The 421-nt window shown below is 68.2% G+C and carries 1 protein-coding gene; it reads right to left on the reverse strand.

All coding sequences use genetic code 11. The features are described from left to right. Window positions 1-80: 80 nt before the first annotated feature. The coding region (locus MKK69_RS11865) for a DUF1330 domain-containing protein (protein WP_243968057.1) at window positions 81-421 on the reverse strand (341 nt) is incomplete at its 5' end.

The following is a 421-nucleotide window of genomic DNA, read 5'->3' on the forward strand; positions in this document are numbered from 1 at the left end:
TCGGGGCTGTTGGTGTCGACCGCGATCGGTTGCAGCTGCAGCACGAGCAGCGTCTCGACGTTGCCCCGCCCGGACATCGGCTAGCCCTCCTGGGCCATACCGGGCCAACTCAGGTCGCGACGATCACCCCAGCGCGTGCTACGCAAGTGCAGGTAGTTCGGTGTGAAGCGGCAGAAAGCCTTCATTCGCTCGACGTCGAGGATGGTCAGGACGCGGCGCTTGAGGTGGATCAGGCCGAGGGCGCGCAGCTCGCGCAGCGTCCGGTTCACGTGCACGTCGGGGGCGTCTTCGTAGCTCGGGAACTCGATCACCACGTTGCGCGACCGGGCCTGGCCCATCACCGCCTCGTGGGCGCCCCCGCGCACGAGGAAGCGGCCGCCGAACTTGGCGAAGGCGGCACCGTTGGCCGCCACATAGTCCT

The organism is Methylobacterium sp. J-026, from assembly GCF_022829585.1.
Lineage (GTDB): Bacteria > Pseudomonadota > Alphaproteobacteria > Rhizobiales > Beijerinckiaceae > Methylobacterium.